Here is a 15,777-nt window from a genome sequence, read left to right on the forward strand (position 1 = left end):
GAGGTGGGGAGGAGCCCGCGGGCCGGACCGGCCGCACGGCGGCCGTCCGGGCACGGGACGGGGAAGGGAGCGGCCGGGCAGCGGCCGCGAGCGTCAGCTCAGCGACGGCTCGGACACAGCGCGCTCGCCGAGCGCCGCAGGTCCACGTGCACACGGGTCACCAGAGCGGTGCCGGAGCGCGTCATGCAGCATGTCTATCAGCTTGGTAGGGATTGGCCCAGCACCGGGCTCCCCGAGCACCCGGCAGGGGTCGCCTACTCCGAGAGCGCGGTGGTGAGCAGGGCGACGAGCGCCTCGAGCTGCACGTCGGTCGAGGACGCGACCTCGTCGGACCCGTCGAGCGCCCGGGCGGCGAGCCCGGCCTTGCTGTCGATGAGCTCGGCGATCCGGGCGTCGATGGTCTGCGCGGCGATGATCCGCCAGGCGGTGACCGGCTCGGTCTGCCCGATGCGGTGGCTGCGGTCGATGGCCTGCGTCTGCTCGGCGTCGGTCCAGGAGAGCTCGGCCAGCACGATGTTGGAGGCCACCTGCAGGTTGAGCCCCACGCCCGCGGCGGTCAGCGAGCAGACCGCGACGGCCACCTCGGGGTCGGTGACGAACGCGTCGATGTTCCGCTGGCGGGCCGACGGCGTCTGGTCACCCCGGATCGAGGCGAACCGGATGCCCTGGGCGGCGAACGACTCCTCCGCGACGTCCATGACGTCGACGTGCTTGGCGAAGAAGACCACCTTGCCGGCGCTGCGGGCCAGCTGGGCGGCGTAGTCGGCGGCGAGCCCGGCCTTGGCCTGGCCGATCCGCCGCATCATGCCGAAGACGTTCTCGCCGGTCGCCGACGAGTTCGCGTCCTTGAGCTCCCACCCGGCCACCTTGCGGACCAGGTCGGCGTCGATGCCCTCGACGACGGTGGCCGACTCGCGGGCGGCCAGCGCGCTCTCGTAGCGCTTCACCAGCCGGCGGGCGAGCTCGCGCTCGGCCGCGCGGATGGAGCGGCCGGCCTTGTCGTCCAGCTCGACGGGCAGGTCGGCGATGCGGCGGGCCGGGATGTCGGCGGCGACGTCGACCTTGCGGCGGCGCACGATGCCGAGGTCGATGACGCACTGGCGCGCCGCCGGGTAGAAGCCAGGGTCGGCGGGGGTGAGCCCGGTGGCCTCCAGCGCGTCCATCAGGTCGCCCAGCGGCTTGCTGTCGTCGATCCAGCCGAGGAACTGCCAGATGGCGCGGAAGTCGTCGATGTCGTTGATCAGCGGGGTGCCGGTGAGCGCCATCAGCAGCGGCCGCGCGGTCCAGGAGCGGATCCGCTGGGAGAGCTCGAGGACGTGCTGGGAACGCTGCGAGGTCTTGTTCTTGATGAAGTGCGCCTCGTCCACGACCATGCCGCGGAAGCCGAAGTCGCCCAGCCAGCCGACGTGCCGGTCGAGCACCTCGTAGTTGACCACCACGACGTCGGCGAAGCCGTCGACGGTGTCGCCGTTGCCCTGCACGACGGTCGCCTTGCGGTGCGGCGTCCAGCGCCCGGCCTCGCGCGCCCAGTTGGTCTTGACCACGTTGGGCACCACGACCAGCAGCGGGTAGGCGTCGGCGGCCTCGGCGGCGAGCAGCGCCTGCGCGGTCTTGCCCAGGCCGGGCTCGTCGGCCAGCAGGAAGGTGCGGTGCCCACCGGCCGCGGCGGCGACCAGCTGCCCCTGGTGCGGCATCAGCTCCGAGCCCATCGGGGTGAACCGGTCGGTCGGGAACGGCAGGTCCATGCACGCGGGGGCTCCCCCGCCGGCGCGCTCGAAGGAGTTGAGCAGCGGGGCCATGAGCTCCCAGCCGGCCAGCCGGTGCGGCCGGGGTGCGGCCTGCGGGCGGGCGGCGTCGAAGTCCGGTGCGAGGAACGGGTTGGCCAGCTGCCGCGAGACCACCGACTGGGGGACGACGCGGCGCTCGAGCGCGGCGGGGGCCTCGACCGGCTCGGCGGGCGGCGGTTCGACCGGCTCGGGCTCGATCCCGGCGGCGCGCAGCATCTCGGTGCGCAGCGCCCGGGCCGACTCCGACACGACGGCGTCCTCGCCGAGGAGGGCCAGGAGCGCGGAGTCGCGGACGGCGGTGCGCGCCAGGATCGTCGCGATGCCGTCGAGCCGCTTCAGCTGCTCGGCGCGGTGGCTCGGGCTGCTGGCCTCGTCCGCCTTGACCCGGGCGCGCTCGTCGCGCGCCACGAGGGCCACGGCCTGGAACTTCGTGCGCACGCTCGCGGTCACCGAGCCGCGCTGGACGGCGGCCTCCACCTCGCGCACCGCCCGGGCCAGCACCGCGATGACGTCCTCCGGCCCGCGGGCACGGCGCTGACCGCGCCCTGGGGCGCGGCGGGCCCCGGTCTGGGGCTGCCCTCGTCGAGCCAACTGCTCCTCCTCGAACGGCCGGGCACGCTCGCCCGGCGGGTGCAGGAGGCCCCTGCCCCGGGCGGTGCCGAGATCGGCGGATGAGAAACGGCCCTCACAGTGCGACTGTGAGGGCCGTTCCATCGTGGTAGCGGGGACAGGATTCGAACCTGCGACCTCTGGGTTATGAGCCCAGCGAGCTACCGAGCTGCTCCACCCCGCGTCGGTAGATGCCACTGTACACCGACCGCGGACCTCCGGCCGCGGGGGTGGCGGCAGGCACCGGAGTGAGTGGTGGGACTGGCCCGTCACGCGGCGCGGCAGAGCGTTCGCGCGCCTTCCGGGCCGGGCGGTTCCGCCGACCTACAGTCCGCCTCGTGAGCGGGTACTCGGCGGTGAGCCTCTTCGCGGGCGACCCCCAGCCCGTGGAGATCCACCACCGCGGCCTCTGGTTCTCCGGGGAGCTGCTGGGCTGGGTGCACACCGACGAGGGGCGGGTGCTGGGCCGGGTCCGGTGCGTCGTCGACGGGCTGCGGCACTCCACCTGGAAGGACCTGGCCGAGCTGCGGCTGCCCGATCCGGCGCGCCCGCCGCGGCGCGAGACCTTCCCCGCTCCCCCGGTCGACCCACCGGCAGCCGACGACGGCGCCGACGCCACCCGCCCGCACGCGCTGCTCACCGGGTCGCGCGCCCCCAAGCCGGACCACGCGCGCACCCCACCCGCGGCACGGGCGCACGCCGGCTCCCCGGCGGTGGCCCACCCCGCGGCCCCCGCCCGGCCCGCGTGGCGCACGAACCCCGACCGGCGGCGCAGCGACCGGCTCAGCCCCGTCTGACCGCCCCGCCGGCCCCCGCGCCGTCCGGCCCGGTCAGTCCGCCAGGAAGCCCAGGATGTGCCGGTTCACCTCGTCCGGGCGCTCGAGGTGCAGGAAGTGCCCGGCGCCCTCGACGACGACGGCCTCCGACCCGGGCGAGAGCGCGGCACGCACGGCGTCGACGGTGTCGGCGCCCATGCAGCCGTCCTGGGCGCCGTGCAGGTACAGCGTCGGCTGCGGCGGCACCCCGCCCACGGCCTGCTGCTCGGCCGCGAGCTCCGGCGACTGCTCCGCCGGGTCGAACAGGGCGCGGTAGTAGCCCAGCGCGGCGGCCAGGTTCTCCGGCGTCCCGAGAGCGCGGCGCACGGCGGCGAGGTCCTCGGTGGCGTCGTAGCCGGGCGACCAGTCCGCCCAGAGCCGGGCGATGAACGCCTGGTCGTCGGCGGCCACGAGCACATCGGCCAGCGGGTTCTGGAAGAAGTACATGTAGAACGACCGCTTGATCTGGTCGTAGGTGAAGAACGAGCCGGCCAGCGCCGGGCCCACCGGGACGGCCATGGCGACGACCTTCCGCCAGCGCTCCGGCGCGCTGACCGCGGCCCCGTAGGTGGCCTGCGCGCCCCAGTCGTGGCCGATGAGCACCGCGCGGTCGTCGCCCCCGAGGGCGTCGTGCAGCGCGACGGCGTCCCGGGCGAGCGCGCCGGTCTGGTACCGGCCGTCGGCGGGGACGGCGGTCGGCGCGTAGCCGCGCGAGAACGGGGCCACCGCCCGGAACCCGGCGGCGGCCAGCTCCGGCAGCAGGTGCCGGTAGGTGTGCGCGGTGTCGGGGAAGCCGTGCAGGCACAGAGCCAGCGGCCCGTCCTCCGGCCCCGCCGTCAGATAGGTGAACGGGAGGCCGCCGGCCTCGATCTGCTTCTCGACCGTCGTGTGAGCCACGTCGCCAACCTAGATCAACGGGACCCCCCGCGGTCAGGACGAGGAGAGCACCCGCCGCGGGTGCCGGCCGTCGACGTACCCGAGGAACGGCGGGTGGACGTTGTAGCCCAGCAGCTCCTGGAGCCGCTCGGGCAGCTCGCGGGCGATCTCCCGCGGCACGGCGAGGGTGTGGTTCTCCTGCGGGCGCAGGCCAGGAGGCGGCGTACTCGAGGATGACGCCGAGCCGCGGCCGGTCGGTGGTGTTCGCGCCCCCGCCGTGGATCAGGTTGCCGACGTAGATGAGCACCGATCCCGCCGGCATGACCGCGGCGGTCGTCTCCTCCTCGGTGGCGGTGCGCCCCGCCTCCCAGCGGTGGCTGCCCGGCACGAACCGGGTGGCGCCGTTCTCCACGGTGAAGTCGTCGAGCGGCCACATCGTGTTGACGACGACGTCCGTGCCGGTGCGCGGCAGCGGGTAGACGTCGTCGTCGCGGTGCAGCACCTGCGCGACCTCCCCCGGCCCGATCTGGATGCCCACCGGCGCGCTGAACTGGTAGTGGCCGAGCACGTGGTCCAGCACCCCGAGCACCAGCGGGTGGGTGGCCGGCCCGTCGAAGTACCGGGTCTTGGCGAACAGGGCGTAGACGCGTTGCGTGGAGAAGCCCTCGAAGGAGTTGCGCCCGGTCGCGGTCTCCGCGAGCACGCGCTGCAAGGTCCGCCTTCGCCGCGGCCACCCACTCGGCGTCCATAAGGCGCTCGATCAGGACGTAGCCGTCGCGGTCGATCGCGGCGGTCGCCTCGGCGACGGTGGCGTTCGGTGTCAGCACCATGCGCGGCAGCAGACCACGGGCCGGTGGTGAGGTCCAGCCCCGGTCGTCGGACACCGGGGCCGGCAGGCACCGGGAACAGCAGAAGACCCGGTCACCGTGGTGACCGGGCCTCCTGGCGTTGTAGCGGGGGCAGGATTCGAACCTGCGACCTCTGGGTTATGAGCCCAGCGAGCTACCGAGCTGCTCCACCCCGCGTCGGTACGACCACCGTACCAGGCGGGGCGGAGGGGCCGGCGCGGGGATGCGCCGGCCCCTCCCCCGGTCAGCCGCCGGGTGTGGCCGAGCCGCCCGCGGCCTCCTGGGCGGCGCGGTAGGCCTCGACGGCGGCCTGCAGCTGCTCGAGCGCCTGACCCTGCTGCGCGAAGCTGCCGCTTCGCTGGGCGTCGGCCAGCGCGCTCAGCGCGTCGTCCAGGTCGCTGACCGCCCGGTCGAGGTCCGGCGTGGGTGCGCCGTTCCCGCCGTCGTCCGGCGTGGGTGCCGGGGTGGGCGACGGGGACGGCGACGCGGGTGGCGTCTCCTCGCCGTCGTCCGGTGTCGTCGGTGCGTCACCGCTGTCGGTGGCCACCTCGCCGGCCCCGGCGCCGAACACCTGGTCCAGCGCCTCGGCGAGGGTGTCGGCGTACCCGACCTGACCGCCGAAGTTGACCAGCACCTTCCGCAGCAGCGGGAAGGAGTTGCTCGACGTGCCCTCCACGTACAGCGGCTGGACGTAGAGCAAGCCGTCCTCGCCGATGGGCAGGGTGAGCAGGTTGCCGAAGACCGCCTGGCTGTTCTGGCTGTTGAACAGGGTGAGGTCCCGGGCGACCTGGTCGAAGGTGTTGAACGACTGCTGCACCTGCTGCGGGCCGCGGAAGGGGGTGCTGCCCGGCAGCTGCAGCACCTGGATCTTGCCGTAGCGCTCCGGGTCCGGATCGCTGGACGCCGAGACGAAGGCCGACAGGTTCGGCCGCTGGAACGCGTTGAGCGCGCTGGTCAGCTGGAACGTGGCCTCCGCGTCCCCGGGCCGCTGGGCCAGGATGTAGTACGGCGGCTGGTTCTCCTCGACGTTCTGCGTCGGGTCGTCCGGGACCTGCCAGCGGTCACTGCCCTCGTAGAACGAGATGGGCTCGTCGACGTGGTAGCGGGTCAGGATGTCCCGCTGCACCTTGAACAGGTCCTCGGGGTACCGGACGTGCTCGCGCAGCTCGTCGGGGATGTCCTCGTAGGGCTGCACGACACCCGGGAAGGCCTTCATGTAGGTCTTGAGGACCGGGTCCTCGGTGTCCCACTCGTAGAGCGTGACAGTGCCGTCGTAGGCGTCGACGGTGGCCTTCACCGAGTTGCGGATGTAGTTGAAGGTGTCGTTCGGCAGCGCGGTCGTGCCGGTGCCGGTGAGCGCGTCGGCCGCGGCCTCGCCCAGCTCCATCTGCTCGGAGTAGGGGTAGGAGTCCGACGTCGTGTAGCCGTCGAGGATCCAGGTGACCTTGCCGTCGAGGACCGCCGGGTACGGGTCGCCGTCCACCTCGAGGAAGGGTGCGGCCTTCTCCACCCGGTCCCGGGGGTCGCGGACGTAGAGGACCTTGGACTCCTCGTTGACCGCGCTGGAGAGCAGGAAGTTGCGCTCCCGGAAGTAGGTGGCGAACGTCAGCTGCCGGAAGAAGCTGCCGACCGACACCCCGCCCTCGCCGTCGTAGGTGTTGTTGATCTGCCGGTCGTCCGAACCGCCCTCGGGGAGGTCGGACTCGCGCGGCGCGGTGCCGTCGGGCGCGCCGACGACCGAGTAGTCCTCGATCAGCTCGCCGTAGTAGATCCGGCTCTGGTCGACCTCGATGTCGCCCTGGACGGGCAGGTCGAGGGTCGTGAAGTTCGGCTCACCGCCGTCGGAGCCGGCGACCACCTGGTTCGCGGGCGCCGCCACGAAGCCGTGCCCGTGGGTGTAGACGGTGTGCCGGTTGATCCAGGTGCTCTGGTTCTCCGACAGCGCGGAGCTGTCGAGCTCGCGGACCGCCACGACGTAGTCGCGCAGCTCGCCGTCGACGGTGTAGCGGTCGACGTCGAGCTTCTCCGGGAAGCCGTACCAGTTGCGGATCTGCTGGCGGGCGGTGAAGGTGTCGGCCAGCACGTTGGGGTCCAGCAGGCGGGCGTTCGGGATCGTCTCGGTGTCCCCCCGCAGCTCGGCCAGGGCGACCTCGGGGTCGGCCTCGTCGCCGGTGGTCTCCTGCGCGTAGTTCACGTACTCGATCTCGTCCAGGCCGTAGGCCTGCCGCGTCATCTCGATGGCGCGCTCGATGTAGGGCGCCTCCTTCTCGTTGGCGCTGGGCTTGACCACGAACTGCTGCACGATCGCCGGGTAGGCCACGCCGATGACCAGGCTCGAGGCCAGCAGCAGCACCAGCGCCGCGGCCGGCAGCAGGAAGTTGCGGACGACGATGTTGGCGAAGAACGCGACCGCGCAGACCGCGGCGACGAACACCAGGATCGTCTTGGGCACGAGCAGCGCGTTGACGTCGGTGTAGCTGGCGCCGGTGAACACGTCGCCGCGGCTGGAGTAGACCAGGCCGTAGCGGTCCAGCCAGTACGCGACCGCCTTGAGCGCCACGAAGACCCCGAGCAGCACCGAGATCTGCACGCGGGCCGCGGAGGTGAGCTTCTGCCCCGGCGTCTGCAGGCGCAGGCCGCCGAAGACGTAGTTGGTCACCAGCGAGCCGATCAGCGCCAGGATCGCGATGGCGAACCCGAAGCCCAGCAGCAGCCGGTAGAAGGGGTACTCGAAGACGAAGAAGGACAGGTCCAGCCCGAACTGCGGGTCGGTCTGGCCGAAGTCGGTGCTGTTGCGGAAGGTCAGCCAGGTCTCCCAGCTGCCCTGGGCGGTGAAGCCCGCGAACAGGCCGAGGACGACGGTCGACGCCGGCGAGCACCAGCCCGGCGCGCGGCTCCAGCGACTGCCGGTAGCGCTCGAGGTTCTGCTGCTCGAGCGACATCGGCCGGAACGTGGGCCGGAACCGGTAGGCGAGGTAGATCGACAGCGCGGTCAGCCCGCCGGTCGCCACCCCCGCCACGGCGAAGAGCAGCGCCCGGCTCTGCAGCTCGGTCCAGAAGACCTCGGTGTACTTGGTCTCGTCGAACCACAGGTAGTCGACGTAGACGTTGGTCAGCGTGCCGACTGCCGTGAACAGCACGAGCAGCACGGCGATGGCGCCGAGGGCCAGCTTCGCGCGCCGCGACAGCGTCGGCACCGGCACGGGGGGCCGCATGGCCACGAGCGGTCTCCTTCAGTTGCACGTTCTTCGGTAGCAGAGCGTCAGGTGCGGGCGCTCCGGCGACGCGGCAGGAGCCCGTCGCCGGCGGGGCGCGCGCCCGACCCTCGGCGCGCTCTCCCGCTCATCCCAGCACAACGCGCCACGGGCGCCGTGGTTCCCGGGCGCCCCGGATCAGCAGCCGGCGGGCGTGCGCCCGGCCCGGAGATCGGCCAGCGCGGCGAGGGCGTCGTCCAGGCTGGCGACCTTCGCCAGGGGGAAGCCGGGGTCGGCGGCGGCGAGCGCCTCGTCGCAGTTGCCGGCCGGGACCAGGAAGAGGTCCGCGCCGATCTCGCGGGCGGCGACCATCTTCAGCGGGATGCCGCCGATCGGGCCGACCGCGCCCTCGGCGTCGATCGTCCCGGTGCCCGCCACGAGCGCGCCCCCGGTGAGGTCCTCGTCGCCGACCAGGTCGAGGATGCCGAGGGTCAGCATGAGCCCGGCCGACGGGCCGCCGACGCCCTCGACCTGGATGTCGACGTCGAACGGGGCGACCGGCTGCTCGAGCACGGTGACCCCCAGCGCGGAGCCGTCGCCCTCCTCGGCCGCGCGGGTGGTGACCGTGGTCGTGCCGGGCTCGCCGAGCCGCGTGTAGCCGACGGCCACCGGGGTCCGGGGCGGGACCGAGGAGAGCACCTCGTCGAGCGCGGCGAAGTCGGGGGTCGGCCGGCCGTCGACCGACTCGATCGCGTCGCCCTCCTCGAGCAGGCCCTCCGACGGCGAGCCCTCCGGGACGGCCCGGACGGCGACCTTGACCGGGTAGCCCAGGTGCCCCAGCGCCACGCTCTCGGCGGCCTGCTCCGAGGTGAGGAACGCGCGGCGGTTGAGCTGCCGCGTCTCCTCCTCGGTGCGGTCGGGCGGGTAGACCGACTCCTCCGGGACGACGGCGATCTCGTCGTCGAACCAGCCGCGGACCGCCTGCACGAGGCTCAGCCCGCCGCGGCCCACGCCGACCGTCGTCAGGTTGAGGTTGCCCTCGACCTCGTTCCGCTCGCGGCCCTCGACGGAGATGATCGGCTCGCCGTCGATGTCGCCGAGCGTGTCGTAGGTGGGGCCGGGCACCTGGGCGACGTAGGGCACCGGCAGCGTCGTGCCGAGGACGCCGAAGAGCACCAGCAGCAGGCCACCGGCGCTCAGGACGGCGATGCGACGGGTCACGACGGGCCAGCTTAGGGCCCCGCCGTGGCGCGGGGTCCCGCCGTGCGCTGTGGGCGGAACGCACCCGGCCCCTTCGCGAAGATCCCGCGTCTACCGTGGACGCATGAGCGACCTCCCCTTCGGCTTCGGTCCCCCCGACCGCGATCCCGAGCGCCGTGACGAGGGCGGCGGGAGCACCCCCGGCGGTGACCCGTTCGGCCTGGGCGCGCTGTTCGGGGGCATCGCCGGCGGCGGCAACCCCGAGGACGTGCTGGGCAAGATGCCGTTGTTCGCGGAGCTGCAGAAGCTCATGAGCTGGTCGGGCGGCCCGGTCAACTGGGACCTCGCCACGCAGAGCGCCATCAGCCAGCTGGCCGCCGGCCACCAGCCCTCCTCCGACGGCGAGCGCACCGCGGTCGCCGAGGCGCTGCGGTTGGCCGACCTGTGGCTGGACCAGGTCACCGAGCTGCCCTCGGGCATCGAGCGCACCGCCGCGTGGTCGCGGGTCGAGTGGGTGGAGAAGACCCTGCCGGAGTGGGGCGCGCTGATCGACCCGCTCGCCGAGCGGGTGGTCGGCGCGATGACCAGCGCGCTGCCGCAGGAGGCGGCGATGTCCTTCGGGCCGATCGCCGGGATCATGGGCCGGATGGGCGGGCTGATGTTCGGCGCCCAGGTCGGCTCGGCGCTCGGCAAGCTCGCCGACGAGGTGCTGACCAGCACCGATGTGGGGCTCCCGCTCGCCCCGGGCGGCACCGGCGTGCTGGTGCCGCAGAACGTCGCCGCGTTCGCCGCCGGGCTCGACCGCCCCGCGGACGAGGTGCGGCTGTTCCTCGCGCTGCGCGAGGCCGCCGCCCAGCGGCTGTTCGCGCACGTGCCGTGGCTGCGCCAGCAGCTGCAGGACGCCGTCCACGCCTACGCCCGCGGCATCAGCATCGATCGCGAGGCCATCGAGCGCGGCCTCACCGAGGCCATGTCCGGCGGCGGGCTCGAGGGCCTGGACCCCAGCGACCCGGAGAGCATCCAGCGGCTGCTGGGCAGCGGCGTGCTCGAGCCCGAGGAGACCCCCGAGCAGGCGATGGCGCTGCGCCGCCTGGAGACCCTGCTCGCGCTGGTGGAGGGCTGGATCGACACCGTCGTCGCGGCCGCCGCGAAGGACCGGCTGCCGGGCCACTCCGCGCTGGCCGAGACGATGCGCCGCCGCCGCGCCACCGGCGGGCCGGCCGAGCAGACCTTCGCCACCCTCGTCGGGCTGCAGCTGCGCCCCCGCCGGCTGCGCGACGCCGCCACCGTCTGGGGCGCGATGACCCAGCAGCACGGCGCCGAGGACCGCGACCGGCTGTGGCACCACCCCGACCTGCTGCCGACGTCGGACGACCTGGACGAGCCGATGGACTTCGTCGCACGCCAGGGCCACGGCCTCGACGACGAGCTGCAGGCGCTCACCGACGAGCAGCCGCCCGAGCGGGACTGACGCGGCTGCTCAGTCGACGAGGTCGGGCGCGGCGTCCTCACCGGCCGCGCCGGCGGTGTTCGCCAGCTCGACGCCCTCGAGGAACCCGCGCGCCCGCTCGGCGCGCGGGTAGCGGGCGACCAGCGCCCAGAAGCGCTCGTCGTGGCCGGGCTCGAGCAGGTGCACCAGCTCGTGGACCAGCACGTAGTCGACGACGTACTCCGGCATCGTCTGCAGCCGGCTGGACAGCCGGATGCTGCGGTCGGCCGGGGTGCACGACCCCCAGCGGCGCTGCTGGTTGTCGACCCAGCGCACCGACGCGGGCTCGGCCAGCCCGTCGAGGTGGGCGACCGAGAGCGCGCGGGCCCGCGCCATGAGCTCGTCGTCGCCACCGAGGGAGCGGCGACGGCGCTCCTCGCGGGTCTGGAGCTTGGCCACCATCTGGGCCACCCAGCGGCGCTCCTCCGCCGGGCTGAAGGCCGCGGGGATGAGGACGACGGTGCGCCCGCTCTCCCGGTAGGCGGTCACCGTGCGCCGCCGGCGCGCGCTGCGCCGGACCTCGACGACGGACTCGGGGTCGCCCCCGGGCACGGGTGCTGCGTCGTCGGCCGACCTGCTCCGGGCCATGGGGACGGCGCGGGCCGCTCGCGCGGCAGCGGCCGGCGGGGTGCCGGCGGATGCGGAGCGTGCGGAGGCGTCGGGGAGCGGTCCGTGCACGGGGGAACCGTAAGCCACCGGACCGCTCCCGTGCCCGCCCGCGGCCACCCTCTCGGGTGCACGTCGCACGGACGGTGGACACGGCGGGTCACGGATCGGTGAGCGCGCCCTCCGACCGGGGCGTTCCACAACCCGCGCGGGGGCGTCCGCGCAGGTCGGACGAGGTGCGGGTGGTCACCGGCCGGGGTTGTCCCCGGCTCCGCCCCCCGTCCACGCACAGGGACACGCCGACGGTTCCCCACGTGCTCCACAGGGTTGTCCACAGGCTGTGGGCAGCGCTCCCCACTGGCTCCCCGCCCGCGGTATCGGGACACGCCGACACGGGTAGCGTTCCGGCACGACGGCGCCCGGCGTCCCCGCCGGGTCGCCCCCCGAGACCGAGGAGATCCCGTGGCTGAGAGCTACAACGGCTACTGCGTGAAGTGCAAGGAGAAGCGCGACTTCGACGGCGAGGTCAAGGTCAGCGAGTCCGGCCGTCGCATGGCCCAGGGCACCTGCCCCGTGTGCGGCACCAAGATGAACCGGATCCTCGGCAAGGCCTGAGCACCGGCCCCCAGCGGTCGACGACGGCGGCGTCCCCCTCGGGGGCGTCGCCGTCGTCGTTCCGCAGCACCTGTGGACGACGCCCGCGCGGCCCGGCCGCGCGCTGGCACGCTCCCCCGGTGAGCGACGCCCACCCCCTGCTCCCCGCCGCGACCCCGTTGCTGCGCAGCGACGCCGCCGACCTCCAGGTCGGGGGCGTCGACACCGCCGAGGGGCTGCTGGTCAGCCCGCAACCCGAGGGGCTGGCCGGCCTCCTGCGCGGCCTGGACGGCCGCCGGGTGCAGCGCGCGGTCGTGGCCGACGCGGCACGCGCGGGGCTGGACGCCGGCGCGGTGGGCGCCGTCCTCGACGAGCTGCGCGCCGCCGGCCTGCTGGTCGACGTCGACGCCGCCGACCTCCTCGCCAGCGACGCAGGGCCGGCCGCGGCCGCCCGTCGCGTCGTCGAGCTGCCGCCCGGAGGCGGGTGGCGGAACCGGCGCGCCGCCGTCGTGGTCGTCGAGGGGGCCACGCGGGTCGGCACCCCGCTGGCCGCGGTGCTGGCCGCCAGCGGTGTCGGCCGGGTCAGCGTCCGCGACGGCGGGCTCACCGCAGCCGGGGACGCCGTCGTCGGCGGGGCCACCGCCGCCGACGAGGGCCGCCCCCGGTCGCTGGCCGCCGCGGACGCCGTCCGGCGGGCCAGCCCGCTCACCGACCTGCGCCCACCGGGTGCCGGCGCCTCCCCCGACCTCGTGGTGCTCGCCCGGCCGTGGGCCGCCTCCGACCCCACGACCGCCCGCTGGTCGCGGGCCGGGGTGCCGCACCTGGTCGCCACCGTCCGCGGCGCGACCGGCGTCGTCGGCCCCCTGGTCGTGCCCGGCGTGACCAGCTGCCTGCGCTGCGCGGACCTGCACCGCCGCGACGCCGATCCGCGCTGGCCGCAGCTCGCCGCGCAGCTGACCGCCGCCGACCCGCCGCCCAGCGGCTCCACCGTGACCTGCCTGCTCACCGCCGCGACCGCCGCCGCGCAGGTGCTCGCCTACCTGGACGGCAGCGCGGCGCCGGCCGCCGTGGATGCGACGCTGGAGCTGGTGCCGCCCGAGCTGGTCCCACGGGTGCGGCGCTGGGTTCCGCACCCGGAGTGCGGCTGCACCCAGCGGACGGACCGACCGGCAGGGGACAATGGCCCGTGAACGCGCTCGCGGGTTCGCCCGTGACGCCTCCGTGCCGCCGCGGGGGCGGGCACGGCGCCGACGAGGAGGATGCGTGGCCGAGGATCGACCGGTGATGCCGCGGGGCTCGGTCTCCCGGACCGCGCGCCTGGCGTCGCTCCCCCTGGGCGCGGCCGGCCGGGCCACCCTGGGACTGGGCAAGCGGCTGTCCGGCCAGTCGGCCGACGCGGTCTCCGCCGAGCTGCAGCAGCGCACCGCCGAGCAGCTGTTCGCGGTGCTCGGGCAGCTCAAGGGCGGGGCGATGAAGCTCGGGCAGACGCTGTCGGTCTTCGAGGCCGCCGTGCCCGAGGAGATGGCCGCCCCCTACCGGGACGCGCTGGTCAAGCTGCAGGAGGAGGCGCCACCGATGCCGGTGCGCACCGTGCACGCGGTGCTCGCCCAGCAGCTCGGCGGCACGTGGCGGACGCGGTTCCGCGAGTTCGACGACCAGCCGGCCGCCGCCGCGAGCATCGGGCAGGTGCACCGGGCGACGTGGCGGGACGGCCGCGACGTCGCCGTGAAGATCCAGTACCCGGGTGCGGCGACGGCGCTGATGTCGGACCTGAACCAGCTCAGCCGCTTCGCCCGCATGTTCGCGGTGCTCTTCCCCGGCATGGACGTCAAGCCGCTCATCGCCGAGCTCAAGGCGCGGGTGGTCGAGGAGCTGGACTACAGCCTGGAGGCCGACGCGCAGCGCGGCTTCGCGGCGGCCTTCGCCGACGACCCGCAGATCGTGGTGCCGCGGGTGGTCGCCAGCGCTCCGAAGGTCATCGTCTCGGAGTGGCTCGAGGGCACCCCGCTGTCCCGGATCATCGCCGGCGGCACGCGCGAGCAGCGGGACCACGCGGGTGTGCTCATGGCGCTGCTGCACTTCAGCGCGCCCCAGCGGGCCGGGCTGCTGCACGCCGACCCGCACCCGGGCAACTTCCGGTTGCTGCCCGACGGCCGGCTCGGCGTCATCGACTTCGGGGCGACGGCGCGGCTGCCCGACGGCCACCCCGAGCCGATCGGGCGGCTGCTGCGCTGGGCGCTGGAGGGGCGCGCCGAGGAGGTGCTGGCCGACCTGCGGTCGGAGGGCTTCGTGCTGCCCAACGCCCAGATCGACGCGCAGGGGGTGCACGACTTCCTGCGGCCGATGCTCGACCCGATCGCCGAGCCGCGGTTCCACTTCACCCGGGCGTGGATGCAGGAGCAGGCCGCCCGGATCGCCGACCCGCGCCTGGAGGCCAGCCGGCTGGGCCGCCAGCTGAACCTGCCGCCGGCCTACCTGCTCATCCACCGGGTGACGATCGGCTCCATCGGTGTGCTGTGCCAGCTGGACGCCGAGGGCGGCTTCCGCGGCGTGCTGGAGGAGTGGCTGCCCGGCTTCCGGGCCTGACGGGGCCGGGTCCTGCACGGACCCGGCCCCATCTCAATAGACGGACGCGCTGAGGCGGGCGGCGCGGCGCACCGCCCGCTCGGCGCGGCGGGCGGCCCGGCGGGCGACGTACAGCCGGTGCGCGCGGGCGGCGGTGAGCGCCTCCTCCCGCATCTCGGCCATCCGGCTCTGGGCCAGGGCGTGGTCGTACATGAGCATGTCGGGTTCCTCGGTGGTCGTCGTTGCTGATGGCACCCCCACCGCTGCGGCGGGGGCGGACTGCTCTGGGGTGCTCACGCGGCGGTCACCTTCCGCGGGCGGCCGCGGGGCCGCTTGCGGGCGATGACGACACCGCGGTCGAAGATCTCGCCGCCCCAGACACCCCACGGCTCGCCGCGGTCCAGGGCGCCGGCCAGGCAGGCGTCGCGGACCGGGCACGGGGCGCAGAGCGTCTTGGCCAGTTCCAGATCGCTCGGGCTCTCGGCGAACCAGAGCTCCGGGTCCTCGTCGCGGCACGGCACGGGATGCCGCACCGGGGCGGGTGACAGAGGCGGCTGCGGCCGTCTCGGCGTCGCTCCGCCGGATCCGGGCGGGGTCCGGTGCAGGGACGTCGGGCGGTCGATCGTCTGCAGCACTGCCGCTCCTCCTCGTGTTCGTCGTCTGTCGACCGGCGGGGGCCCGCCGACCGGAGTCGGGGCCGGGTGCCGCGGCGCTGCAAACGAGAGAGGCCGCGGATCCCGGGGTTCGGGTTCCGCGGCCTCGAGGAGGACCGTGAGCGGCTAGCTCAGGGGTCTCCCCGGGGAGTGGATCCCGAGGGTGATGCCGAAGTCGTGCGTGGTGGTGCCGTTCGGGGCGGTGCCGCCGATCACTGCCTGTGCGAGGTAGGACCGGGTGGCGACGTCGCGCTCATCGCTGCGGCGCAGCCGGACGGCGGGCAGACCGCACCCCTGGATCGGGGCAGCGGTGGGCGCCATCAGGACCGCGGGGCCGCCGGCGACGGCCGGACGGGCGAGGGCGGGCAGGGCGGTTGCGCCCCGGCCGGAGAACCCGGCGGGGGCGTCGGTCCACGTCGTGCTGATCACGTCCACCCCTCCTTCCGGGTCGCGAGCGGGGCCGGGTGGCAGCGCTCGGGCTGGGTGCAGCTCGTGTGGGTCAGGACACTAGGAGGGGCCCGCGGGGGCGGTCAATCGAATT

15 protein-coding genes, 2 tRNA genes and 2 pseudogenes are annotated in these 15,777 nt (G+C 74.5%); 5 read left to right on the plus strand and 14 right to left on the minus strand.

Annotated elements, in window-relative coordinates; genetic code table 11:
- Positions 1-98: 98 nt before the first annotated feature.
- From JKP75_RS24705 to JKP75_RS14920, 3 genes are all read right to left on the minus strand, one after another.
- Entirely contained in the window at positions 99-185 is an 87-nt protein-coding gene (locus JKP75_RS24705) for a putative leader peptide (protein ID WP_375335649.1), read from the minus strand.
- 69 nt (positions 186-254) lie between these two features.
- A complete protein-coding gene (locus tag JKP75_RS14915; RefSeq protein WP_200493198.1) occupies positions 255-2,378 on the minus strand; it encodes a DEAD/DEAH box helicase in 2,124 nt (707 codons plus the stop codon).
- A gap of 125 nt (positions 2,379-2,503) precedes the next feature.
- A tRNA-Met gene (locus tag JKP75_RS14920) sits at positions 2,504-2,580 on the minus strand.
- Between the two features lie 154 nt (positions 2,581-2,734).
- Between JKP75_RS14920 and JKP75_RS14925 the strand changes: the two genes are divergently transcribed.
- A complete protein-coding gene (locus JKP75_RS14925; RefSeq protein ID WP_200490537.1) occupies positions 2,735-3,193 on the plus strand; it encodes a hypothetical protein in 459 nt (152 codons plus the stop codon).
- Between the two features lie 33 nt (positions 3,194-3,226).
- On the opposite strand, the gene JKP75_RS14930 is transcribed toward JKP75_RS14925, so the two are convergent.
- The 7 genes and pseudogenes from JKP75_RS14930 to JKP75_RS14950 all read right to left on the minus strand — a co-directional run bounded on the left by JKP75_RS14930 (position 3,227) and on the right by JKP75_RS14950 (position 9,350).
- Positions 3,227-4,108: an alpha/beta fold hydrolase gene (locus JKP75_RS14930; RefSeq protein ID WP_200490536.1), complete on the minus strand. Its 882-nt coding sequence runs from the start codon at positions 4,106-4,108 to the stop codon at positions 3,227-3,229.
- 33 nt (positions 4,109-4,141) lie between these two features.
- Positions 4,142-4,267: a hypothetical protein gene (locus JKP75_RS23000; RefSeq protein ID WP_255523321.1), complete on the minus strand. Its 126-nt coding sequence runs from the start codon at positions 4,265-4,267 to the stop codon at positions 4,142-4,144.
- 124 nt (positions 4,268-4,391) lie between these two features.
- Positions 4,392-4,790 (minus strand): annotated as a pseudogene (locus tag JKP75_RS24710) (phytanoyl-CoA dioxygenase family protein); the annotation flags it as partial.
- A gap of 248 nt (positions 4,791-5,038) precedes the next feature.
- Positions 5,039-5,112, minus strand: a tRNA-Met gene (locus JKP75_RS14940).
- A gap of 67 nt (positions 5,113-5,179) precedes the next feature.
- Positions 5,180-7,783, minus strand: a complete 2,604-nt coding sequence (locus JKP75_RS14945; RefSeq protein WP_242473550.1) for a UPF0182 family protein — start codon at positions 7,781-7,783, stop codon at positions 5,180-5,182.
- Positions 7,784-7,859: 76 nt separating this feature from the next.
- Positions 7,860-8,150 (minus strand): annotated as a pseudogene (locus JKP75_RS21620) (UPF0182 family protein); the annotation flags it as partial.
- Positions 8,151-8,327: 177 nt separating this feature from the next.
- Positions 8,328-9,350: a S16 family serine protease gene (locus tag JKP75_RS14950; protein ID WP_200490533.1), complete on the minus strand. Its 1,023-nt coding sequence runs from the start codon at positions 9,348-9,350 to the stop codon at positions 8,328-8,330.
- 103 nt (positions 9,351-9,453) lie between these two features.
- Here JKP75_RS14950 and JKP75_RS14955 point away from each other — a divergent pair, with 103 nt between their 5' ends.
- Positions 9,454-10,800: a zinc-dependent metalloprotease gene (locus JKP75_RS14955; protein WP_200493199.1), complete on the plus strand. Its 1,347-nt coding sequence runs from the start codon at positions 9,454-9,456 to the stop codon at positions 10,798-10,800.
- Positions 10,801-10,809: 9 nt separating this feature from the next.
- Here the strand turns inward: JKP75_RS14955 and JKP75_RS14960 are convergent, their stop codons facing one another.
- Positions 10,810-11,496 (minus strand): M48 family metallopeptidase, encoded by a 687-nt coding sequence (locus JKP75_RS14960; RefSeq protein WP_309229880.1) that lies wholly within the window; start codon positions 11,494-11,496, stop codon positions 10,810-10,812.
- Positions 11,497-11,886: 390 nt separating this feature from the next.
- Here JKP75_RS14960 and JKP75_RS24075 point away from each other — a divergent pair, with 390 nt between their 5' ends.
- The 3 genes from JKP75_RS24075 to JKP75_RS14975 all read left to right on the plus strand — a co-directional run bounded on the left by JKP75_RS24075 (position 11,887) and on the right by JKP75_RS14975 (position 14,604).
- On the plus strand, positions 11,887-12,039 hold the full coding sequence (locus JKP75_RS24075; RefSeq protein WP_012950213.1) for a DUF5679 domain-containing protein: 153 nt from the start codon (positions 11,887-11,889) through the stop codon (positions 12,037-12,039).
- A 119-nt stretch (positions 12,040-12,158) separates the two neighbouring features.
- The gene (locus tag JKP75_RS14970; protein ID WP_200490531.1) at positions 12,159-13,208 is read left to right on the plus strand and encodes a ThiF family adenylyltransferase; all 1,050 of its coding nucleotides are present in this window, start codon (positions 12,159-12,161) and stop codon (positions 13,206-13,208) included.
- 73 nt (positions 13,209-13,281) lie between these two features.
- Positions 13,282-14,604: an AarF/ABC1/UbiB kinase family protein gene (locus JKP75_RS14975; RefSeq protein WP_309229882.1), complete on the plus strand. Its 1,323-nt coding sequence runs from the start codon at positions 13,282-13,284 to the stop codon at positions 14,602-14,604.
- Positions 14,605-14,637: 33 nt separating this feature from the next.
- Here the strand turns inward: JKP75_RS14975 and JKP75_RS14980 are convergent, their stop codons facing one another.
- From JKP75_RS14980 to JKP75_RS14990, 3 genes are all read right to left on the minus strand, one after another.
- The gene (locus JKP75_RS14980; RefSeq protein WP_200491440.1) at positions 14,638-14,880 is read right to left on the minus strand and encodes a hypothetical protein; all 243 of its coding nucleotides are present in this window, start codon (positions 14,878-14,880) and stop codon (positions 14,638-14,640) included.
- The gene (locus JKP75_RS14985; RefSeq protein ID WP_200491352.1) at positions 14,877-15,131 is read right to left on the minus strand and encodes a WhiB family transcriptional regulator; all 255 of its coding nucleotides are present in this window, start codon (positions 15,129-15,131) and stop codon (positions 14,877-14,879) included. The genes JKP75_RS14980 and JKP75_RS14985 overlap by 4 nt, the downstream gene beginning before the upstream one ends.
- 231 nt (positions 15,132-15,362) lie before the next feature.
- Entirely contained in the window at positions 15,363-15,665 is a 303-nt protein-coding gene (locus tag JKP75_RS14990; protein WP_200490530.1) for a hypothetical protein, read from the minus strand.
- Positions 15,666-15,777: the final 112 nt, after the last annotated feature.

It is taken from the genome of Blastococcus sp. TML/M2B, assembly GCF_016612865.1.
Lineage (GTDB): Bacteria > Actinomycetota > Actinomycetes > Mycobacteriales > Geodermatophilaceae > Blastococcus.

Excerpts from the sequence above, each read along its gene's own strand:
- JKP75_RS14955 (WP_200493199.1), top strand. The coding sequence starts at position 9,454 with ATGAGCGACCTCCCCTTCGGCTTCGGTCCCCCCGACCGCGATCCCGAG.
- JKP75_RS24705 (WP_375335649.1), bottom strand. The coding sequence starts at position 185 with ATGACGCGCTCCGGCACCGCTCTGGTGACCCGTGTGCACGTGGACCTG.